This is a genomic window from Streptomyces sp. JJ66 (assembly GCF_019303495.1).
Classification (GTDB): Bacteria; Actinomycetota; Actinomycetes; order Streptomycetales; family Streptomycetaceae; genus Streptomyces.
Genome location: NZ_JAEVFI010000028.1, coordinates 42114 through 62397, shown reverse-complemented (window position 1 = coordinate 62397; position 20284 = coordinate 42114). Strand labels below are relative to the sequence as shown.

Annotated in this window: 24 protein-coding genes; 8 read left to right on the top strand and 16 right to left on the bottom strand. The window is 73.2% G+C overall.

Annotation, left to right across the window (positions count from 1 at the left end; genetic code table 11):
• Positions 1–226: 226 nt before the first annotated feature.
• The 3 genes from JJV70_RS18485 to JJV70_RS18475 all read right to left on the bottom strand — a co-directional run bounded on the left by JJV70_RS18485 (position 227) and on the right by JJV70_RS18475 (position 2843).
• Positions 227–931, bottom strand: a complete 705-nt coding sequence (locus JJV70_RS18485) for a VIT1/CCC1 transporter family protein (RefSeq protein WP_219049124.1) — start codon at positions 929–931, stop codon at positions 227–229.
• Positions 932–1135: 204 nt separating this feature from the next.
• Positions 1136–1993 carry a prolipoprotein diacylglyceryl transferase gene (gene lgt / locus JJV70_RS18480; RefSeq protein WP_219049123.1) on the bottom strand — a complete coding sequence of 286 codons (858 nt, stop codon included), beginning with the start codon at positions 1991–1993 and terminating at the stop codon, positions 1136–1138.
• 46 nt (positions 1994–2039) lie between these two features.
• On the bottom strand, positions 2040–2843 hold the full coding sequence (locus tag JJV70_RS18475; protein ID WP_219049122.1) for a thioredoxin domain-containing protein: 804 nt from the start codon (positions 2841–2843) through the stop codon (positions 2040–2042).
• Positions 2844–3087: 244 nt separating this feature from the next.
• Here JJV70_RS18475 and JJV70_RS18470 point away from each other — a divergent pair, with 244 nt between their 5' ends.
• From JJV70_RS18470 to JJV70_RS18445, 6 genes are all read left to right on the top strand, one after another.
• The gene (locus tag JJV70_RS18470) at positions 3088–3495 is read left to right on the top strand and encodes a DUF485 domain-containing protein (protein ID WP_219049121.1); all 408 of its coding nucleotides are present in this window, start codon (positions 3088–3090) and stop codon (positions 3493–3495) included.
• Positions 3492–5168: a cation acetate symporter gene (locus tag JJV70_RS18465; RefSeq protein WP_219049120.1), complete on the top strand. Its 1677-nt coding sequence runs from the start codon at positions 3492–3494 to the stop codon at positions 5166–5168. Before JJV70_RS18470 ends, JJV70_RS18465 begins: the two co-directional genes overlap by 4 nt.
• A 65-nt stretch (positions 5169–5233) precedes the next feature.
• Positions 5234–6322, top strand: coding sequence for a histidine kinase (locus JJV70_RS18460; protein ID WP_308294897.1), 1089 nt, complete (start codon positions 5234–5236; stop codon positions 6320–6322).
• Positions 6319–7074: a LytTR family DNA-binding domain-containing protein gene (locus tag JJV70_RS18455; protein ID WP_308294896.1), complete on the top strand. Its 756-nt coding sequence runs from the start codon at positions 6319–6321 to the stop codon at positions 7072–7074. Before JJV70_RS18460 ends, JJV70_RS18455 begins: the two co-directional genes overlap by 4 nt.
• Complete coding sequence (locus JJV70_RS18450) at positions 7071–7460, top strand: hypothetical protein (RefSeq protein ID WP_219049119.1); 390 nt, start codon at positions 7071–7073, stop codon at positions 7458–7460. Before JJV70_RS18455 ends, JJV70_RS18450 begins: the two co-directional genes overlap by 4 nt.
• Complete coding sequence (locus JJV70_RS18445; RefSeq protein ID WP_219049118.1) at positions 7457–8920, top strand: cation acetate symporter; 1464 nt, start codon at positions 7457–7459, stop codon at positions 8918–8920. The genes JJV70_RS18450 and JJV70_RS18445 overlap by 4 nt, the downstream gene beginning before the upstream one ends.
• Positions 8921–8989: 69 nt before the next feature.
• On the opposite strand, the gene trpA is transcribed toward JJV70_RS18445, so the two are convergent.
• From trpA to hisI, 8 genes are all read right to left on the bottom strand, one after another.
• The gene (trpA, locus tag JJV70_RS18440) at positions 8990–9886 is read right to left on the bottom strand and encodes a tryptophan synthase subunit alpha (protein ID WP_219049117.1); all 897 of its coding nucleotides are present in this window, start codon (positions 9884–9886) and stop codon (positions 8990–8992) included.
• Complete coding sequence (trpB, locus tag JJV70_RS18435) at positions 9886–11184, bottom strand: tryptophan synthase subunit beta (RefSeq protein ID WP_219049116.1); 1299 nt, start codon at positions 11182–11184, stop codon at positions 9886–9888. The genes trpA and trpB overlap by 1 nt, the downstream gene beginning before the upstream one ends.
• Positions 11185–11314: 130 nt before the next feature.
• On the bottom strand, positions 11315–11482 hold the full coding sequence (gene trpM, locus JJV70_RS23570; protein ID WP_374227314.1) for a tryptophan biosynthesis modulator TrpM: 168 nt from the start codon (positions 11480–11482) through the stop codon (positions 11315–11317).
• Between the two features lie 4 nt (positions 11483–11486).
• A complete protein-coding gene (gene trpC / locus JJV70_RS18430; RefSeq protein WP_219049115.1) occupies positions 11487–12293 on the bottom strand; it encodes an indole-3-glycerol phosphate synthase TrpC in 807 nt (268 codons plus the stop codon).
• A gap of 209 nt (positions 12294–12502) precedes the next feature.
• Positions 12503–12748: an HGxxPAAW family protein gene (locus JJV70_RS18425; protein ID WP_219049114.1), complete on the bottom strand. Its 246-nt coding sequence runs from the start codon at positions 12746–12748 to the stop codon at positions 12503–12505.
• Between the two features lie 78 nt (positions 12749–12826).
• Positions 12827–13732, bottom strand: a complete 906-nt coding sequence (locus tag JJV70_RS18420; protein ID WP_219049113.1) for a TIGR02234 family membrane protein — start codon at positions 13730–13732, stop codon at positions 12827–12829.
• On the bottom strand, positions 13729–15279 hold the full coding sequence (locus tag JJV70_RS18415) for an anthranilate synthase component I (protein WP_219049112.1): 1551 nt from the start codon (positions 15277–15279) through the stop codon (positions 13729–13731). The genes JJV70_RS18420 and JJV70_RS18415 overlap by 4 nt, the downstream gene beginning before the upstream one ends.
• A gap of 2 nt (positions 15280–15281) precedes the next feature.
• Positions 15282–15671, bottom strand: a complete 390-nt coding sequence (gene hisI, locus JJV70_RS18410) for a phosphoribosyl-AMP cyclohydrolase (RefSeq protein ID WP_219049111.1) — start codon at positions 15669–15671, stop codon at positions 15282–15284.
• A 180-nt stretch (positions 15672–15851) separates the two neighbouring features.
• On the opposite strand from hisI, the gene JJV70_RS18405 reads away from it, so the two are divergent.
• Together JJV70_RS18405 and JJV70_RS18400 are read left to right on the top strand one after the other, a co-directional pair.
• Entirely contained in the window at positions 15852–16736 is an 885-nt protein-coding gene (locus tag JJV70_RS18405; RefSeq protein WP_219049110.1) for a septum formation family protein, read from the top strand.
• A 59-nt stretch (positions 16737–16795) separates the two neighbouring features.
• Positions 16796–17428, top strand: a complete 633-nt coding sequence (locus JJV70_RS18400; protein ID WP_219049109.1) for a TIGR03085 family metal-binding protein — start codon at positions 16796–16798, stop codon at positions 17426–17428.
• 53 nt (positions 17429–17481) lie between these two features.
• On the opposite strand, the gene hisF is transcribed toward JJV70_RS18400, so the two are convergent.
• Genes hisF through JJV70_RS18375 form a run of 5 tightly spaced genes read right to left on the bottom strand, consistent with a single transcriptional unit; the run spans position 17482 to position 20280 of the window.
• Complete coding sequence (gene hisF / locus JJV70_RS18395) at positions 17482–18237, bottom strand: imidazole glycerol phosphate synthase subunit HisF (protein WP_219049108.1); 756 nt, start codon at positions 18235–18237, stop codon at positions 17482–17484.
• Positions 18234–18695 (bottom strand): Rid family hydrolase, encoded by a 462-nt coding sequence (locus tag JJV70_RS18390; RefSeq protein ID WP_219049107.1) that lies wholly within the window; start codon positions 18693–18695, stop codon positions 18234–18236. The genes hisF and JJV70_RS18390 overlap by 4 nt, the downstream gene beginning before the upstream one ends.
• A complete protein-coding gene (priA, locus tag JJV70_RS18385; protein WP_219049106.1) occupies positions 18692–19456 on the bottom strand; it encodes a bifunctional 1-(5-phosphoribosyl)-5-((5-phosphoribosylamino)methylideneamino)imidazole-4-carboxamide isomerase/phosphoribosylanthranilate isomerase PriA in 765 nt (254 codons plus the stop codon). The genes JJV70_RS18390 and priA overlap by 4 nt, the downstream gene beginning before the upstream one ends.
• Positions 19457–20125 carry an imidazole glycerol phosphate synthase subunit HisH gene (gene hisH, locus JJV70_RS18380; RefSeq protein WP_219049105.1) on the bottom strand — a complete coding sequence of 223 codons (669 nt, stop codon included), beginning with the start codon at positions 20123–20125 and terminating at the stop codon, positions 19457–19459.
• Complete coding sequence (locus JJV70_RS18375) at positions 20116–20280, bottom strand: hypothetical protein (RefSeq protein WP_219049104.1); 165 nt, start codon at positions 20278–20280, stop codon at positions 20116–20118. The genes hisH and JJV70_RS18375 overlap by 10 nt, the downstream gene beginning before the upstream one ends.
• Between the last annotated feature and the right edge of the window lie 4 nt (positions 20281–20284).

The following is a 20284-nucleotide window of genomic DNA, read 5'->3' as shown; positions in this document are numbered from 1 at the left end:
ATTACATGATGGCCGGATTCTCGGAAAGTGGATATCCGAGTCCACCATACGGACGCCAGACGGGGCATCCGGAAGCGTAAGAAGGTGTCGCCTCCGCTGTGTCGCGGCACGCGGACAGACCAGACGAGCGTCCTTGCTCGCAGGTGCTCCGGGCTTGTACCCCGTGTCTGTACGGCTGAAACCGCCCAGTAACAAAGGTCACGTACCGCGACCGGGCGGGCGTGTCTCAGCCGAGCGCGGCGCCCAGGAGCGAGCCCAGCAGATAGGTGAGCGCGGCCGCCGCCCCGCCCAGGATGAACTGTCGCAGGCCGCTGTACCACCACGGGCGGGCGGTGACCTTCGACACGGCCGCGCCGCACAGGAACAGCCCCACCAGCGCGAGGGCGACAGCGGGCCACACCGCCGTCGCGCCCAGCAGGTACGGCAGCACCGGCAGCAGCGCGCCGAGCGCGAAGGAGCCGAACGAGGACACCGCGGCCACCAGGGGGGACGGCAGTACGTGGGGGTCGAGACCCAGTTCGTCCCTGGCGTGGATCTCCAGCGCCTGATCCGGGTTCCGGGACAGCTGCGCGGCGACCTCGTCGGCCAGGGGCGGCGCTACTCCCCGGGCACGGAAGCGGGCGGCCAGCTCGCGGCGTTCCCCCTCGGGGTTGTCGCGCAGCTCGCGGCGCTCCACGTCCAGCTCGGCGAGGGCCAGCTCACGCTGCGAGGCGACGGAGGTGTACTCGCCCGCGGCCATGGAGAACGCGCCCGCGGCCAGCCCGGCCAGTCCGGTGAGCACGATCGTCTGCGGGGCGGCGGCACCGCCGGCGACGCCGGTGATGAGCGCGAGGTTGGACACCAGCCCGTCCATCGCCCCGAACACGGCGGGGCGCAGCCAGCCCCCGTTCACGTCCCGGTGGGTGTGCGTCTCGGCTTCCGTGACAGCCATACGCCCGACGGTAGGGGCGCGCGCGGCGCCGCGCCAGCAAGGAAGGCCGTACTTACCTGCGGTTTTCCCCTCCCCGCCGGGTTTGCGAAAACCGGCGGTGGCTGCCCCGGCCAGCCCCCTTCGGTCTCCGCCGCGCGGGGGCGACGTGCGTCGCTCCCGGGGCCTGGGGCAGCGCCTCCCGGGTTCCGGGGCTGGGCGAGGGGGTTAGCTCTTGGCGGGCTCCGCCGGTTCCTCCGCGTCTTCCTCAGCCGGAGCCGGTTCCACCGCGACCTCGCGGCCCGGGCGGCGCTTCGCGGAGATCACCAGGTAGGCGACCGCGCCGAGGAAGACGAGCAGCGACGTCCAGTTGTTCAGGCGCAGGCCCAGGATCTCGTGCGCCTCGTCGATGCGCAGGTACTCGATCCAGAACCGCCCGGCGGTGTACGCGGCGACGTACAGCGCGAACGCGCGCCCATGCCCGAGCTGGAAACGGCGGTCGGCCCACAGGACCAGCAGGGCCACGCCCAGGCACCACAGCGACTCGTACAGGAACGTGGGGTGGAAGGTGCCGGTCACGGCGCCCTTGTCGATCTCCAGCGCCCACGGTACGTCGGTCGGGCGGCCGTAGAGCTCCTGGTTGAACCAGTTGCCCCAGCGGCCGATGGCCTGCGCGAGGGCGATGCCGGGGGCCACGGCGTCGGCGTAGGCGGGCAGGGGGATGCCCCGGCGGCGGCAGGCGATCCAGGCGCCGAGCGCGCCGAAGGCGATGGCCCCCCAGATGCCGAGGCCGCCTTCCCAGAGCTTGAAGGCGTCGACCCAGTTCTCACCGTCGGCGAAGTAGAGCTGGTAGTCGGTGACGACGTGGTAGAGCCGGCCCCCGACCAGGCCGAACGGCACGGCCCACACCGCGACGTCGGCGACGGTGCCGGGCTGGCCGCCGCGCGCCACCCAGCGTTTCCCGCCGAGCCAGACGGCGACGAACACACCGAGGATGATGCACAGTGCGTAGCCGCGCAGCGGGATAGTGTCGAACAGCAGGATCTCACCGGACGGCGGGCTGGGGATCGAGGCAAGGGTCTCCATGGCGCTTCAGACGCTACCGTGCCCGGGCCCCGGTGCGGAAACGGGCTCAGGAGCCCGCCGCGTCCCCGCCCGCGCCCGTGCCGTCGCCGCCCGCCTTCCCACCGTCCGCCGCCTTCGCCAAGCCGGCCACCTTCTCGCGCAGACTCTCCGGGGTGAGCGGGTCCGCCGGGTCGCCGTAGACGTTCTCGCCGCCGAGCAGGACGGTGGGCGTCGCGTTGTGCTCGGAGGCGGTGAACGCCGCGTTGGTGGCCCTGACCTTCTCGGCGTACGTGCCGTTCCGCACGCAGGAGCGGAACTCGGGGCTGTCCAGGCCGGGGATCTGCCCCGCCAGCTCGATCAGGTAGCCCTGGTCGGCGAAGGTGTCCTCCTGCTCCGGCGGCTGGCTGGCGAAGAGCAGGTCGTGGTAGGGAGTGAACTTCCCGGCGTCCTTCGCGCAGTGCGCGGCGTTGGCGGCGGCCCGGGAGCCGTTGCCGCCCATGTTGCCGTCGATGATCGTCACCAGGTGGTACTCGGTGCGCAGCTGCCCGTCCTCGACGAGTTCGTGGAGGGTGTCCTTGAACCGCGTCTCGAAGCTCGCGCAGCCGGGGCAGCGGAAGTCCTCGTAGACGGTGAGCGTGACCGGGGCCTGGCCCTTGCCCTCGCTGATGGGCGCGGCGGCCTCGCCGTCCCCGTCGCCCAGGGAGCCGCCGGCGGCCGCGTAGCCGATGACACCGACGACGGCCAGCACCGCGACCGCGACCAGCCCGACCTTGATCCCCCGCTTGCGCTTCTCGGCCGCCTGCTCGCGCTCACGCTGCTCACGCAGCCGCTCGACGGCGGGCCGCCTTCCCTCGTTGCCGTTCTCGCTCATCACGCCTGGGCCAACGACGCGCCGGGGCGTTCGCCGACACCGTCGGCCGACTTTCCCCTGAAGGTGCGAACCGTCGGGAGTGCCCGTTGACGACCGTTCGGCGCGGTTTCCGACCGGCCGACGGCCACCGGAGCACCGTTCGTCGCGGGCCGGACACGTTCGGCGCACACCCCGCAGCGCGCCGCTCCCGGGCCGGGGTGACGCTGCTTATTTTGCTCTTGTCCGATGTGTTGAGGAGGCGCCCATGTCCGCCGAGCTCCCACCGCAGCCGCACTCCGCGCAGGAGACACCGGAGCACACCGTGGCGATGCACACCGACGCGCGCTTCCTGGAACTCAAGCGGCGGCTGCTCGTCTTCGTCCTCCCGATGAGCGTCGCCTTCCTCGTCTGGTACCTGCTGTACGTGCTGATGTCGGCGTACGCGCGCGAGGTGATGGCCACCGTGCTGTTCGGGACCGTGAACCTCGCTCTGGTCTTCGGCTTGCTGCAGTTCGTCACCACCTTCGGCATCGCCGTCCTCTACTCCCGCTACGCCAGCCGGCGCCTGGACCGCCTCGCCGACGACCTGCGCGGCGAGCTGACCGGGGAGCCGCACGACGCGGGCGGCGAACCGGACCACCCGGACGACACGACGAACGGAGCCGGACGATGACCCTGGCGCAGGAGGCCGCATCCAGCGGCCGCACCCTCACCGTCCTGCTGTTCCTCGCCATGATCGCGGTCACCCTCGTGATCACGGTCTGGGCGGGGCGGCAGACCAGGTCGGCCACCGACTTCCACTCCGGCGGCCGCGGTTTCAGCGGAGTGCAGAACGGCTTCGCCATCGGAAGCGACTACATGTCCGCCGCTTCCTTCCTCGGCATCGCGGGCCTGATCGCGCTCTACGGCTACGACGGGTTCCTGTACTCCATCGGCTTCCTCGTGGCGTGGCTGGTGGCGCTGCTGCTGGTGGCCGAACTGCTGCGCAACTCGGGCCGCTTCACCATGGCCGACGTGCTCTCGTACCGCATGCGGCAGCGCCCCGTGCGCACGGCCGCCGCCGTCTCGACCCTGACCGTCTCCATCTTCTACCTGCTGGCGCAGATGGTGGGCGCCGGTGCGCTCGTCGCGCTGCTGCTGGGCATCGAGCCGGGTGAGACCTACCTGGGCATGGACGCGGACACCGCGAAGATCATGGGCATCGTCGTCATCGGCGTCCTGATGATCGTCTACGTCACCTTCGGGGGCATGAAGGGCACGACGTGGGTGCAGATCGTCAAGGCCGGGCTGCTGATGGGCGGGGCGTTCCTGCTCACCGTGATGGTGCTCGCCGTCTACGACTTCAACCTCGGCTCGCTCATGAACGACGCGGCGCGGGCCAGCGGCGCGGGGCAGTCCTTCCTCGAACCGGGCCTGCGCTACGGCGTCGAAGTGCCCGGCGACGCCTGGCAGACCCTGTGGAACAAGCTGGACCTCATCAGCCTCGGCCTGGCCCTCGTGCTCGGTACCGCCGGGCTGCCGCACATCCTCATCCGGTTCTACACCGTGCCCGACGCCAGGACGGCACGGAAATCGGTCAACTGGGGCATCGGGCTCATCGGCACCTTCTACCTGATGACGCTGGTGCTCGGCTTCGGCGCCGCCGCGATGGTCGGCAAGGAGGCCATCACGGCCCAGGACAGCGCCGGGAACACGGCGGCGCCGCAGCTCGCGGAAGCGGCGGGCGCCTACTTCGGCGGCTCGGCCCTGGCCTCGGTGATGCTCGCGATCATCGCGGCCGTCGCCTTCGCGGCGATCCTGTCCACCGTGGCCGGGCTGATGATCGCCTCCTCCTCGTCGCTGGCCCACGACTTCTACAACAGCGTGCTGCGCAAGGGGAAGGCGAGCGGGCGGGAGGAGGTCAAGGTCGCGCGGCTGTCCGCCTTCGGGGTGGGCGCGGTGGCGATCGTGCTGGCGATCTTCGCGCAAAGCCTGAACGTGGCGTTCCTCGTCGCGCTGGCGTTCGCGATCGCGGCGTCCGCCAACCTGCCCACGCTGCTGCTGAGCCTGTTCTGGAAGCGGTTCAACACGCGCGGCGCGCTGGCCGGTATCTACGGCGGCCTGGTCAGCGCGGTGGGGCTGGTGCTGTTCTCGCCGGTCGTCTCCGGCGCGGAGAAAGCGCTGGTCCCCGGCGCCGACTTCGCCTGGTTCCCGCTGGCCAACCCGGGCCTGGTGTCGATCCCGCTCGGCCTGCTGTGCGCGATCGTGGGCACCCTGTCCTCCGGCGAGCGCGACGGGCGGCGTTTCGCGGAGCTGCAGGTGCGGGCGTTGACGGGCGCGGGTGCGGAGCGCGCGGCCACGCGCTGAGGTGGCGACGTCCACTTTCGGCAAGGGGCGGGACTGGGGCGGGGCCACCGGGTTAACGTCGGCGGGTGAAAGGGACGTGGGGGCGGCGGTTGCGGGGTAAGTCGCCGGGGAAACTGCTGGGGAAAGGGGCGGAGCTGCCCGGCACCATCGCCGTGCTGCGCGAGGCGCGCCTGCTCGGCGGCGACCTGCGTGACGGCCTGCGCGGCGCGGGCCCGGTCGCGGCCAGGCGCGTCCGCCGGCTGCTGGGCGCGGACGCCGTACTGCTGGCCGGTTTGGACGGCCCCGTCGCACGGCACGGCACGCTGCCCGCGGGCAGTGACCCTCAGGCGTTGGTCGCCGAGGTCTTCGAGCACGGGGCCGCCCTGCGCCGTCCCCCGCTGTGCGCGGCGCCGCTCATCGTCGCCGACGACCTCGCTGGCTGCCTCGTCGCCGCCGGTGACCTCGGCGAGGAGGAGCTCAGCGAGGTCGCCCGGCTGGTCGCCGAGCGCCTGGACCACGCCGAGCTGCGCACCGCGCGCACCCGCATCGCGGCCGCTGACCTGCGCACCCTCCGCGCGCAGATCTCGCCGCACTTCCTGCACAACGCGCTCGCCGTGATCGCCGCGCACATCCGCACCGACCCGGGCCGGGCCCGGGGTCTGCTCACCGACTTCGCGGACTACCTGCGCTACAGCTTCTCCACCAAGGGCGACTACGCGACCGTCGCCGCCGAACTACAGGCGACGCAGACCTATCTGGAGCTCCAGCGGGCGCGGTTCGACGACCGGCTGGAGATCACGGTGCGGATGGCACCGGAGATCCTGCCCGTCGCCCTCCCCTTCCTGGTGGTGCAGCCCATCGTGGAGAATGCCGTGCGGCACGGTCTGGAACGCAAGGCGGGGCGCGGCCACATCAGCGTCTCCGGTTTCGGTGAGGGGCCGCTGTGCGTCATCGAGATCGAGGATGACGGCGTCGGCATGGAGCCGGACCTCGCCCGGGCCGTCCTCGCCGGGACCGGACCGCCCGCGAAGGGCGTCGGCCTGGCCAACGTGGACCAGCGGCTGCGCGCGGTGTACGGGCCCGAGCACGGTCTGCTGATCGAGACCGCGCCGGACAGCGGTACCAAGGTGATCATCCGGGTGCCGCGCTTCATGCGAGGAGTGGTGAGCCAGTGACGTTGCACGTCCTGGTCGTCGAGGACGAACCGTCCACCCGGGAGGAGCTGCACGGCTTCCTCGCCGACATGCCGGAGATCACCGAGGTGCTGGCGGCCGACAGCGGTGAGGCGGCGGTGCGGCTGCTGGGCAGCGTCCCGCTGGACGCGGTGTTCCTGGACATCTCGATGCCCGGCCTGGACGGTATGGAGGTCGCCCGCGTCATCAGCATGCTCTCGGCGCCACCGGCGATCGTGTTCGTGACGGCGTCGGAGTCGCACGCGATCGAGGCGTTCGGGATCGGCGCGGTGGACTACCTGCTCAAGCCGGTGCGCCCGGAGCGGCTGACCGACTCGGTCGCCCGCATCGCCCGGCTGCGGCACGCCCCGCCAGAGTCCGGGCCAGCCGACGAGCTGGCCGTGGTGCAGATCGAGCACAGCCGCCGCACGGTGTTCGTGCGGCGCGACGACATCCAGTTCGCCGAGGCGCACGGCGACTACGTCCGGCTGCACACCGCCGAGGGCACGCACCTGATCCGGCTGTCGCTGTCATACCTGGAGGATGTGTGGTCCCCCGCCGGGTTCGTGCGGGTGCACCGCGGCTACCTGGTGGCCGTCGGCTGGGTGCACGATCTGCGCGTCACCAGCTCCGCGGGGCTGGTCGCGTGCACCCCGGCCGGGGACGTGCCGGTCAGCCGGAGGCACGCGCGCGGGCTGAAGGACCAGCTGATGGACGCCGCGCGCAACGGCCAGCTGGGGCGGGCGGCGCGGTGAGCGGCGCCCGGGGGCGGGTGAAGGTCACCAGCCCGCAGACCCGGATCGCCCTGGCCCGCGGGCTGCGCGGCGACCGGCGTCCGCTGCCGTTGCCCGGCCCGGACGATCCTCAGGCCGCCCGCGCGGTGTTCGCCGCCCAGCGCCGCACCGCCGCGCGCACACTGGTCCTGCTGGCACTGGTGCTGTTCGGTACCAGCGGCGTCATCGCGGTCCTGCCCGCCCTGGACCGGCTGGCCCTGGCCGGGGTACCGGTGTCGTGGCTGGTGCTGGCCGCCGCCACCTATCCGCTGCTGCTGCTGATCGCCGTCGCGCACGTGCGGGCGGCCGAACGCGTCGAGGCCGTCGGTGCCGAGCCTCCCGACAGCTGCCCGGACGGACCGGGGTGACGGGTCTGCTGGCGATCGGCTGCCTGATCGCGGCGAGCCTGGCGATCGGGGTGTACGGGGTGCGGGCGGCGCGGACCACGCCCGACTTCCTGGTGGCCTCGCGCCGGGTGGGCAGCGGCTGGAACGCCATGGCCATCGCGGGCGAGTACGTCTCGGCCGCCTCCGTCCTGGGGCTCGCCGGGCTGCTGCTCAAGGACGGCATCGGCTCCCTGTGGTACGCCGTCGGGTTCACCGCCGGGTACGTGGCCGTGGTGGCGCTGGTGGCCGGGCCGATGCGGCGCTCGGGCGCCTACACCGTGCCCGACTTCGCCGAGTGCCGGCTCGGCTCACGGCGGGTGCGGCGGCTGTGCGGTCTGATCGTCCTGGTGATCATGTGGCTGTACCTGGTGCCGCAGTTCAAGGGCGCGGGCGTGGTGCTGCACCTGGTGAGCGGCACGCCGTACTGGGTGGGGGTGGTGCTGGCCGGGCTCGTCGTCAGCGGTTCGATCGCGGTCGGCGGCATGCGGTCGGCGACGTATGTGCAGGCGTTCCACTATCTGGTGAAGCTGCTGTTCATCGCGGTTCCCGCCGTGTTCCTCAGCATGCGGGTGGGTCCGGAGGTGCGGACGGCGGCGCTGACGCCGGTCACCGTGCCCCAGGGGTGGAGCCGTCCGCTGCTGGATGTCGGCGGCTCCGGCTATCCGCTGCTGTCCACCTGGTCGGTGCTGCTGGCGACGACGCTCGGCGCGGTGGGGCTGCCGCACGTCATCATGCGGTTCCACACCAGTTCCAGTGCGCGCTCGGCCCGGCGGGTCGCGGTGCTGGTGATCGCGCTGCTCGGCGTGTTCTACCTCTTTCCGGTGGTCTACGGGCTGCTGGGCCGGGTAGTGACGCCGCACCTGGTGCACTCGGGCGCTACCGACACCGTGGCCGTGGTGCTGCCGGGCGAGGTGGCGCCGGGCACGCTGGGCACCGTGCTGACGGCGCTGGTGGCGGCCGGGGCGTTCGCGGCGTTCCTGTCCACGTCCTCCGGGCTGCTGCTCGCGCTGGCGGGCGGGCTGTCGCACGACCTGTTCGGCAGCGGGCTGTCCCGGCTGCGCCTCGCGGTCGCAGCGGGCGCGGGCGTCGCCGTGCTGCTGGCGCTGCCCGCCGCGCACGTGGACATCAACGTCATGGTGGGCTGGGCGTTCGCGGTCGCCGCCTCCACGTTCTGCCCACTGCTGGTGCTGGGCATCTGGTGGCCCCGGCTGACCCGGCCAGGCGCCGTCGCGGGGCTGGTGGTGGGCGCCGTCTGCGCGACGGGGGCCGCGCTGGCGTCCGCGCTCAGCGAGCTGTCCCCCGGCCTGCTGACGGTGCTGCTGGCGCAGCCCGCGTCCTGGACGGTGCCGCTCGCGTTCGCCACGATGGTGGGCGTCTCCCGGCGCTACGGCTCGCCCCCGCAGGGCGCTGACCTGGCGGTTCTGCGCCTGCACGCACCGTGAGGGCGCCCCTGGCCCTCCCCTCCCCTTCCCGAGGCAGGCTGGCTTGTTTCGGGAAGGGGAGGGCTGGGTCTAGCTCCCCCGGACGCCCTCGGCCAGGTCGGTGGCCAGCGCGCGCACGGCGGCGAGGCCCGCGTCCGCGTCGTCCGGATGGGCCAGCAGCGCCTTCACGAACGCGGAGCCGACGATGACGCCGTCGGCGAAGTCCGCGACCTGCGCGGCCTGCGCCCGGGTGGAGACGCCGAGCCCCACGCACACCGGCAGGTCGGTGACCGCGCGCGTCCGTGCGACGAGGTCGGCGGCCTCGCGGCCCACGGACTCGCGCGTGCCCGTGACGCCCATCAGCGACGCCGCGTACACGAACCCGGAACCCGCCGCCGTGATCTTCGCGAGCCGCGCGTCGCGGCTGCTGGGTGCGACGACGAACACCGTGGCCAGCCCGTGGTGCTCGGCGGACTTGCGCCAGGCGTCGGACTCCTCCACCGGCAGGTCCGGCAGGATGCAGCCCGCGCCGCCCGCCGCCGCCAGTTCGGCGGCGAACCGCTCCGGGCCGTAGCGGTCCACCGGGTTCCAGTAGGTCATGACGAGGACCGGCGCGCCCGTGGCCGCGTGCGCCTCGCGCACGGTGCGCAGGACGTCGGCGATGCGGACGCCCCCGCGCAGCGCGATGTCGTCTGCGGTCTGGATGACCGGGCCGTCCAGCACCGGGTCACTGTGCGGCAGCCCGACCTCGACGACGTCGCAGCCGCTCTCCAGCAGCGCCGTGCAGGCGGCGATGCCGCCCTCGACGGTCGGGAAGCCCGCGGGCAGGTAGCCGACGAGCGCGGCGCGGCCCTCGGACCTGGCCTGTGCCAGCACCGACGTCAGCAGGTGGGCGCGTCCGGTGGCGTCGGCCGGGACGGCCGGGTTCGCGGGCACGTCGTGGTGAGCCGGGGCCTGGGAACCGTGGAGGTGTGCCGTGCCTGCCATCACTTGGCCTCCTCGGTCCCGGAGCCGTCTGCGGCGTCCGTATCGTCCATGGCTTCCATGGCATCCATGGCGTCGGAATCGTAGTACCCGAAGTAGCGGGCGGCGGTGTCCATGTCCTTGTCACCGCGCCCGGAGAGGTTGACCAGGACGAGGCCGTCCGGGCCCAGCTCGCGGCCCAGGTCCAGCGCACCGGCCAGCGCGTGCGCGGACTCGATGGCCGGGATGATGCCCTCGGTCTGGGAGAGCAGGCGCAGCGCCCGCATGGCCTGGTCGTCGGTGACCGGGCGGTACTCGGCGCGCCCGGTGTCCTTGAGGTAGGAGTGCTCGGGGCCGATGCCCGGGTAGTCCAGGCCCGCGGAGATGGAGTACGGCTCGGTGATCTGGCCCTCGTCGTCCTGGAGCACGTAGGAGCGGGAGCCGTGCAGGATGCCGGGATCGCCGGCGGTGAGGGTGGCGGCGTGCTCGCCGGAGTCCACCCCGTGTCCGGCCGCTTCCATCCCGACCAGGCGCACCGTCTCGTCGCCCAGAAAGACGTGGAACAGGCCGATCGCGTTGGAGCCGCCGCCCACGCAGGCGGCGACGGCGTCCGGCAGGCGGCCGGTGCGCTCCAGCAGCTGGCGCCGCGCCTCGACGCCGATGACGCGGTGGAAGTCGCGCACGAGCTGCGGGAACGGGTGCGGTCCGGCGACGGTGCCGAAGAGGTAGTGGGTGCGGTCCACGTTGGCGACCCAGTCGCGGAACGCCTCGTTGATGGCGTCCTTCAGCGTGCGGCTGCCGGAGGTCACCGGGATCACCTCGGCGCCCAGCATGCGCATGCGGGCGACGTTGAGTGCCTGGCGCCGGGTGTCCACCTCGCCCATGTAGATGGTGCACTCCAGGCCGAACAGGGCGCAGGCGGTGGCGGTGGCGACGCCGTGCTGGCCCGCGCCGGTCTCGGCGATGACACGGGTCTTGCCCATGCGCCGGGTCAGCAGGGCCTGGCCCAGCACGTTGTTGATCTTGTGGGAGCCGGTGTGGTTCAGGTCCTCGCGCTTGAGGAAGATCCGGGCGCCGCCGGCGTGTTCGGCGAACCGCGGCACCTCGGTCAGCGCGCTGGGGCGGCCGGTGTAGTTGACGAGCAGGTCGTTCAGTTCGGCGGTGAAGGCGGGGTCGGCCTTGGCCTTGGCGTACTCGACGGCCACCTCGTCCACGGCGGCGACGAGCGCCTCCGGGATGAACTTGCCGCCGAACGCGCCGAAGTAGCCCTCGGCGCTGGGCACCCGGCCTTCGGGGTCGGGGAGGAAGAAGTCAACGGACATCAGGAACGATCTCCAGGAGCAGGAAACAGGCGTACCCGCGTGTACGGCACCTGTCACGGGTGAGGGGCGGGGTCATCCCGCCCAGCGGCTGGCAGCACAGACGCCCGTACCGTACGCGGAGAGCGAGACCCTACGTACGGCCGGAGACGCGCCTGCGGGGACGCCATCGCCGCCCGTTGACCTGCCCTGGCTCGGCTCCGATGTGGTACCGCACCCGCCGCCCGTGGACGCGCCGCGCGGGCGCGCGGCAGCCCCGCGGCCGGCAGCCACGGGCGAGTCGGGCGTGGGCGCGGGTCATGGCGTCAGCGTCCGTGCCGCAGGGCCGGGTGGGCGCCGGCGGCCACGAGGTCGGCCACCGCCGATCTCGGGTCCTTGCCGGTGACCAGCGACTCGCCGACCAGAACGGCGTCCGCGCCGTCGTTGGCGTAGGCGATGAGATCGTGCGGGCCGCGCACGCCGGACTCGGCGATCTTGACGACGTGGTCGGGGATCTCCGGGGCGATGCGGGCGAAATTACCCCGGTCCACCTCCAGCGTCTTGAGGTTGCGCGCGTTGACGCCGATGACGCGGGCACCCGCGTCCACCGCGCGCTCGGCCTCCTCCTCGTCGTGCACCTCGACCAGGGGGGTGAGCCCCAGGGACTCGGCGCGCTCGATCAGCGACACGAGCGCGTCCTGTTCCAGGGCCGCGACGATGAGCAGCGCGAGGTCGGCGCCGTGTGCGCGGGCCTCCCACAGCTGGTAGGCGGTGACGATGAAGTCCTTGCGCAGTACCGGGATGTCCACCCGGCCGCGCACGGCTTCCAGGTCGGCCAGCGAGCCGCCGAAGCGGCGCTGTTCGGTGAGCACGGAGATGACCGCGGCGCCGCCCGCCTCGTAGTCCGTGGCGAGCCCGGCCGGATCGGCGATGGCGGCCAGCGCGCCCTTGGAGGGGCTGGAGCGCTTGACCTCACAGATGACCTTGACGTCCGCGCCCTTCAGCGCAGCCGCCCCATCCTTGGCCGGCGCGGCCTTGGCGACGCGCTCCTTGAGCTCATCGAGGCTGACGCGCTGCTGACGCTCGGCGAGGTCGGCGCGGACTCCGTCGATGATCTCGGCGAGCACACTCACGCGAGCGGCCCCTTTCTGCTGAGTTACGGAACGTCGCGGTCAATCCCTGCGATGGTATCCGGCCATCGGGTCAGGCCCCGCATCGACTTGACCCGAGTCTCACATACCGGACGGACCGGCCCGCCGTCGCGCCGGTAAGCGAACACCCTGCTCGCTCACCCGGACGAGTGAGGGAGCAGGGTGCGCGGGGCCGGACCGGAGCGGCCGGATCAGTGCTGGGCCACGCCCGCTTCCTGACGGCGGGCGGCCAGCTCAGCGGGCTCCTCCGGCATCCCGAGGCCCATGGAGCGCATGATCAGACCGACGACGCCGCCGAGCGCGGCGATGACCAGCCCGGCGATGACCAGGAGCGGCTGGGCCAGCACCAGGAACACGCTGCTGACACAGAAGCCGATGAACGCGATGGTGACGCCGGTCCAGGCGGCGGGGGTGTGTCCGTGGCTGCTGTCCGCCATGAATGCTCCTCGGTCGGTCGTGCTCGGTGGATCGAAAGCGGGTGGAGGGGGCCGGTGGCCGCACCCCGGGTCATTGTGTCAGGACCGTTCCGGCGGCTCGTCCCCGGCCGCCTCCCCGCCGGGCGGACGCCCGCCCGGCGGCTCCCCGGCCCTCCCCCGGCCTCCGGACGCCGAACCGCCGGTGGCCGGGCCGTCGGTGGCCGGGCCGTCGGTGGCCGGGCCGTCACCCACCCGGTCCGGGTCCGGCCGTGCCGGGTCCGGCCGTGCCGCGTCCGCACGCTCCGCGTCCACCCGGTCCGGAGTGGTCGGGTCCTCGCCCCGGTCCAGGGCCTTCCACACGTCCTCGGGCCGCTCCGGCGCGACGCGGGCGGCCCGGGGGGCGGCGGGACGGGGGCCGGTGCGCTCGTAGCGGCTGCCCATGGCGGGCCAGTACCGGGCGTACCGCAGGGCCAGCAGCCCGGCGAGCAGCAGGAGCAGACCACCAGCCGCGGCCACGTAGGGCCAGGCGCTGTGGCTGACACCCTCCAGCGTGCTGCGGGTCAGACCGGTGGCCTCGGTACCGGCGGTGCTGAGCGCGCCGGTGTCGGCGGCCCCGGCCAGCGCGGCGGCCAGCGTGCCCGCGCCGCAGGCGGCCAGCAGCGCGGCCACCAGCAGCCGGGTCCGGCCGCGCACGGCGAAGACGGCGACGAGGGCGGCCAGTCCGACCAGGGCCAGCGCGCTGGGCAGGGCGGTGACGGTGCCGCCGGTGACGGTCACCGGGAAGCGGGCACCGCCGCCGACGGCCGTGGCCTCGGCCCACGTCTGCCCGGCGGCGACGAGCACCGCTGCCGCGCCCAGCGCCCCGGCGAACAGCACCACGCCCAGCGCGCGGCGGGCCGCGCCCTCCCGGGCGGACGGCGCGGCGTCACGGGCCGCCGGTCCCGGCCCGGCGGAACCGGCGCGGCCCGGGGGGCCGGAGGGCTCGGAAGAGGGCGAAGGCGTCACGTTGTCACGCTACCGCCGAGCCGTCCCGCCGCGTGCACCGCCCTGAGCACGGCGGCCGCCTTGTTGCGGCACTCGGTGTCCTCGGCCGCCGGGTCGGAGTCCGCCACGACGCCCGCGCCCGCCTGGACGTAGGCGGTGCCGTCGCGCAGCAGCGCGGTACGGATGGCGATGGCGGTGTCCAGGTCCCCGGCGAAGTCGAGGTAGCCGACGCAGCCGCCGTACAGGCCACGGCGTACCGGCTCCAGCTCCTCGATGATCTGCAGCGCCCGGGGCTTGGGCGCGCCGGAGAGGGTCCCGGCGGGGAAGCAGGCCAGCAGGGCGTCGAACGCGGTGCGGCCGCCGCCCAGCCGCCCGGTCACCGTGGAGACGATGTGCATGACGTGGCTGTAGCGCTCGATGGTCATGAAGTCCACGACCTCCACGCTGCCCGGCTCACACACCCGGCCCAGGTCGTTGCGCCCGAGATCGACGAGCATCAGGTGCTCGGCGCGCTCCTTGGCGTCGGCGAGCAGTTCCCCGGCGAGGTCGTGGTCCTGCTGCGGGGTCTGGCCGCGCGGCCGGGTCCCGGCGATGGGGTGCAGCATGGCCCGCCCGTCCTCGACCTTGACCAGCGCCTCCGGGCTGGAGCCGACGACGTCGAACCCGGGCCCGTCGCCATCCGGCCCGGCGAAGCGGAACAGGTACATGTACGGGCTGGGGTTGGTGGTGCGCAGCACCCGGTAGACATCCAGCGCACTGGCGGCGCACGGCGTCTGGAACCGCTGGGAGGGCACGACCTGGAAGGCTTCACCGGCCCGGATGCGTTCTTTGATGTCCGCCACGGCCGCCTGGTAGTGCTCGCCGCCCCACCGTTCGGCGTACTGCGGCACCTGCGGCTCGGGCAGCGGCGCGGCGCCCGCCGACACCGGGCGGTCGAGGTCGGCGGTCATGGCGTCGAGCCGGGCGACGGCGTCGGCGTACGCCTCGTCCACGCCGGTGTCCAGGTCGTTGTGGTTGATGGCGTTGGCGATGAGCAGCACGGTGCCGTCGCGGTGGTCGAGCACCGCGAGGTCGGAGGCGAGCAGCATCGTCAGCTCGGGCAGCCCCAGGTCGTCACGCGCGCTGTCGCCGACGCGCTCCAGGCGGCGGACGACGTCGTAGCCGAGGTAGCCGACCATGCCGCCGGTGAAGGGCGGCAGCTGTGGGTCGCGCGGGGTGTGCAGCGCCTCGACGGTGGCGCGCAGGACGGCCAGCGGGTCGCCGCCGGTGGGCACGCCGACGGGCGGAGCGCCGATCCAGTGCGCCTGGCCGTCCCGCACGGTGAGGGTGGCGGCGCTGCGCACGCCGATGAAGGAGTAGCGCGACCAGGTGCGGCCGTTCTCGGCGGACTCCAGCAGGAACGTGCCGGGGCGCTCACCGGCCAGCTTGCGGTAGAGCGCGATGGGGGTGTCACCGTCGGCGAGCAGGCGGCGGGTGACGGGAATGACGCGGCGGTCTTTGGCCAGGGTGCGGAAGCCCTCGGCGTCGGGGCTGGTACGGGCGGTACCGCCGGTGGTGGGCGTGGTCATCGTCAGCTCTCCTTCCCCGCGCTCTGTTCGCCCGTCGCGGGCCGCGTCACGGGGAGCCGGTCGGCGTCGAAGCAGGTGCGCTCGCCGGTGTGGCAGGCGGCGCCGACCTGGTCCACCTGGACGAGCACGGTGTCCCCGTCGCAGTCCAGGGCCACGGACTTCACCCACTGGACGTGCCCGGAGGTGTCGCCCTTGACCCAGTACGCGCGGCGACTGCGGCTCCAGTAGGTGCAGCGTCCGGTGGTGAGGGTGCGGTGCAGGGCCTCGTCGTCCATCCAGCCGAGCATGAGCACTTCGCCGGTGTCGTACTGCTGGGCGATGGCGGGCAGCAGGCCGTCGGCGTTGCGCTTGAGGCGGGCGGCGATGGCGGGGTCGAGTGCGGTAGCTGGCATGGGATCATTCTGCCGTCCGCGCGGCGCGGCCCGCACACCGCGCACGGAGCCCGCCCGCCGCCGCACCGAAGCCGACATAACACCCGTACCACTACGAGGTGTTCGCGGCGCGCCGCTGTGCCAGACCTGTGACCAAGCCCGGAGCGTCGAATGTCTGTGGCATGGGGCATCCTTTTCGCCATGAGTTATCCACCGCCGCCGAACAACCAGTCCGGGTCCGGCGCCGGCGGCGGTTTCGGTCCGCCGCAGGGCTTCGGTCCGCCCGGGCAGCCCGGTCCGCCCGCGGGCGGTTACGGCTACCCCGGCCAGCAGGGCGGCTATCCGGGCCAGCCCGGCGGCTACCCCGGCCCGCCCGGTCAGCCGGGTTACCCCGGTCAGCAGCCGCCCTACGGCATACCCGGCGGTCCGCCGCCCGGTCCTCCGGGCGGCCCTGGCGGCTTCCCGCCCCCGCCTCCGCCGGGAGGGAGCGGCGGCAACGGGGCCAAGGTCGCGGCCATCGTCGTCGGCCTGGTGCTGGTCGCCGCGCTCGCGGTGGGTGGCCTGCTGTTCCTGGGCGCCGGAGATGACGAGGCCACGGAGGCCAAGGAGAGCCCGAGCCCCACGGCGAGCGCGTCGCAGGAGCCCACCGAGGAGCCGACGCCGGAGCCCACGCCGGAGCCGTCGGACGAGCCCACCGAAGAACCGGCCCCGACCGAGGAGCCCGCGCAGAAACCCGACGACGAGAAGGGCACCTACGTGGTGCTGAAACCGGGCACCTGCTTCAACGACCCGTCGATGACGGACGGGATCAGCAGGATCGAAGAGGTGTCCTGCACCAAGCCGCACGACGCCGAAGTGGTCTCCAACTTCACCCTCACCGGGGACTACGCCGACGACGAGGAGATCGGCAAGGACGCGGGGGCGCAATGCGAGAAGGACGCCAGGAAGCACCTCCCGGCCGATGGCCGCTCGTACTACTCGTTCGTGCTCTATCCGACGCAGATCACCTACGAGTTCTCCGGCAAGGATCAGGGGACCTGCTCGCTCGCGCTGAAGGACAAGAAGCTCACCGGCCCCCTGGGCTGACGCTGGCCGGTCCGCGCGGCTCCTCGCCCGGCGCGGGCGCCGCGCCGTAGGCTGGTGGCATGTCAACTCATGCCAAGCGTGAACGTCTCCTGATGGCCGACCTGTTGGAGAGCGTCGGCCCCGACGCCCCGACCCTGTGCGAGGGCTGGACGGCGCGGGACCTGGCCGCGCACGTCGTGCTCCGGGAGCGGCGTCCCGACGCGGCGGCGGGCCTCCTCCTCAAGCAGCTGGCCGCGCGGCGCGACCGGGTCCAGGCCGAGTTCGCCGCCAAGCCGTACGCGGAGCTGGTCCAGCTCATCCGCAGTGGCCCGCCGGGCCGCTCGCCGTTCGCGATCAAGCAGGTGGACGAGGCCGCGAACACCGTGGAGTTCTACGTCCACACCGAGGACGTGCGCCGGGCCCAGTCCGACTGGACACCGCGCGAGCTGGACCCGGTCTTCGCCGACGTGCTGTGGTCACGGCTGGAGAAGTCCGCGCGCATGCTCGGGCGCGGGTGCCCGGTGGGGCTGGTGCTGCGGCGCCCGAACGGGCAGACGGCGGTCGCCCACCGGGGCACGCCGGTGGTGACGGTCACCGGGGAGCCCGGTGAGCTGCTGCTGTTCGCCTACGGGCGGCAGGACGCGGCGCGCGTAGAGCTGGACGGCGACAAGGACGCCGTCGCCCGGGCGCAGGAGGCGTCGCTGGGGCTTTGACCGGCCCGCCCCGGCGCGCGTCCGGCCTCCGGCGGGGCCGCCCCGCCGGATGGTCAGCGCACCGGGTGGCCCGCCTCGGACAGGGCCGCCTTGACCTCGGTGATGCGCAGGTCGCCGAAGTGGAAGACGGAGGCGGCCAGGACGGCGTCGGCCCCGGCGGTGATCGCGGCGGGGAAGTCCGCGGGCTTGCCCGCCCCGCCGGAGGCGATGACCGGGACGGAGACGTGCCGCCGCACCTCGGAGATCATCTCCACGTCGTAGCCGTCCTTGGTGCCGTCGGCGTCCATGGAGTTGAGCAGGATCTCGCCCGCGCCCAGGTCGGCGGCGCGGTGAGCCCACTCCACGGCGTCGATGCCGGTGCCCCGGCGGCCTCCGTGCGTGGTCACCTCGAAGGAGCCGGACTCCGTGCGGCGCGCGTCCACCGACAGCACCAGCACCTGACGCCCGAAGCGTTCGGCGATCTCGCGGATCAGCTCGGGCCGGGCGATGGCGGCGGTGTTGACGCCCACCTTGTCGGCGCCCGCGCGCAGCAGGCGGTTGACGTCCTCGGCCGTGCGCACGCCGCCGCCGACGGTGAGCGGGATGAACACCTGCTCGGCGGTGCGGCGCACCACGTCGTAGGTGGTCTCGCGGTTGCCGGAGGACGCGGTGATGTCCAGGAAGGTCAGCTCGTCGGCGCCCTCGGCGTCGTAGACCTTCGCCATCTCCACCGGGTCACCGGCGTCGCGCAGGTTCTGGAAGTTGACACCCTTGACGACCCGGCCGCCGTCCACGTCCAGGCAGGGAATGACTCGTACGGCCAGGGTCACTGACGTTCTCCAGGAACTCGGGTTTCGCGGGCTTCTCGGGTGTGCTGGGTGGCCTGGGGCCGCCGGTTCTCGTGGGCTTCCCGGAAGGCTTCGACCTCGACCTCCACCAGCACGCGGCTGTCGGCGAAGCCCGAGACCACCACGAGCGTGGCGGCCGGCCGGACGGCGCCGAACAGCTCGGCGTGCGCGCGGCCCACGGCTTCCACGTCGCGGGCGTGGGCCAGGTACATGCGGGTGCGGACGACGGACTCGGCGCCGAGCCCGAACCGGGCCAGCTCCGCCAGGGCGTGGCCGAAGGCGGCCCGGGCCTGTGTGTACGGGTCGCCCTCCCCTTCCACCGCGCCCTCGGCGAAGGGCATGGTGCCCGCGACGAAGACCCGGTCTCCGGCGGCGACCGCGCGTGCCGAGCCGATGGTCTCCTCCCAGGAGCCCTCGCCGCGCACGCGCTCGATCGTCATCCCGCCACCGCCTCCAGCGCCTCTCGCAGCGTGAACGCCTTCGCGTACAGAGCCTTGCCCACGATGGCGCCCTCCACACCGTGCGGGACGAGTGCGGCGATGGCGCGCAGGTCCGCCAGCGAGGAGACGCCGCCGGAGGCGACGACCGGGCGGTCGGTGGCGGCGCACACGTTCCGCAGCAGCTCCAGGTTCGGGCCCTTGAGGGTGCCGTCCTTGTTGATGTCGGTGACGACGTAGCGGGCGCAGCCTTCGGCGTTGAGCCGTTCCAGCGTCTCGTACAGGTCGCCGCCGTCGCGGGTCCAGCCGCGGCCGCGCAGGGTGGTGCCGCGCACGTCGAGCCCGACGGCGATCTTGTCGCCGTGCTCGGCGATGACCCCCGCGACCCACTCCGGGGACTCCAGCGCGGCCGTGCCCAGGTTGACCCGGGTGCAGCCGGTGGCGAGCGCGGCGGCCAGCGAGGCGTCGTCCCGGATGCCGCCGGACAGCTCCACCTTCAGGTCCATGCGCCGGGTGACCTCCGCGATCCGCTCGCGGTTGTCGCCGGTGCCGAAGGCGGCGTCCAGGTCCACCAGGTGCAGCCACTCGGCTCCGGCCGACTGCCAGGCGAGGGCGGCCTGAAGCGGGTCGCCGTAGCCGGTCTCGGTGCCGGACTCGCCGTGCACCAGGCGCACGGCCTGCCCGTCGCGCACGTCCACGGCGGGGAGCAGTTCGAGCTTGCTGGTCTGGGGCGTCACGTCGGTCACGCCGGTCACATCGGTCATCTAGAGCGTCTCGATCCAGTTCGTGAGGAGCTGCGCACCGGCGTCGCCGGACTTCTCGGGGTGGAACTGCGTGGCCCACAGCGGACCGTTCTCCACGGCGGCGACGAACCGCTCACCGTGCGTGGACCAGGTGACCTTCGGCGGCTTCAGCGCCGGGTTGTGGGCCTGGAGCTCCCAGCCGTGGGCGGCGTAGGAGTGCACGAAGTAGAAGCGGGCACCGGGGTCCACCCCGGCGAACAGCCGCGAGTCCTGCGGGGGCTCAACCGTGTTCCACCCCATGTGCGGGACGACGTCGGCCTTCAGCGGGCCGACGGTGCCGGGCCACTCGTCCAGTCCCTCGGCCTCCACCCCGTGCTCGATGCCACGCGAGAACAGGATCTGCATGCCGACGCAGATGCCCAGCACCGGGCGGCCCCCGGCCAGACGGCGGCCGACGATCCAGTCGCCACGGGCCTCCTTCAGCCCGGCCATGCAGGCGGCGAACGCGCCGACACCGGGGACGAGCAGGCCGTCGGCGTTCATCGCGCGGTCGTAGTCGCGGGTGATCTCGACGTGCGCGCCGGCGCGGGCCAGGGCCCGCTCGGCGGAGCGGACGTTGCCGAAGCCGTAGTCGAAGACCACGACGTCTTTCGCGGACTTCGGACGCTGCGGACGCTGGGTCACTGCCACACCTCCAGGCGCAGGATTCCGGCGGCCAGGGCCAGGACCGCGCCGATACCGGCGAGCACGATGACGGCCTTGGGCAGCCCTTGCCGCCAGAACGAGATGACCCCGCCGAGCAGGAACAGCCCGACGAAGATCAGCAGCGCGGCCAGCCCCGTCACCGTG